Annotated in this window: 1 protein-coding gene; it reads right to left on the minus strand. The window is 44.8% G+C overall.

The genetic code is table 11. The annotated features are described in order from the left end of the window. A partial coding sequence (locus ACX9YW_RS23505; protein WP_460351215.1) for a phosphopantothenoylcysteine decarboxylase domain-containing protein occupies positions 1–241 on the minus strand: 241 nt, incomplete at both ends.

The raw sequence follows: 241 nt of genomic DNA on the forward strand, positions 1-241 counted from the left end.
GTCTATTTTTTTCTTCATAATGGCTGACAATCTCGTCAATTAAATAGTGGCCCAACAAGGACTTATCGCTGAGTGGCAACGGCTTATCGCCCTGTGGCCAAAATAGGTGTAAGGCATTGGTATCGGTGTTAAACCCTTGCCCTGCTTGGGAAACATCGTTTGCACAAATCATATCCAGATTCTTACGTGCAAGCTTTTGCTTCGCGTATTCTTCCACATTCTGGGTTTCGGCAGCAAATCC

This window comes from Pseudoneobacillus rhizolycopersici, assembly GCF_054786815.1.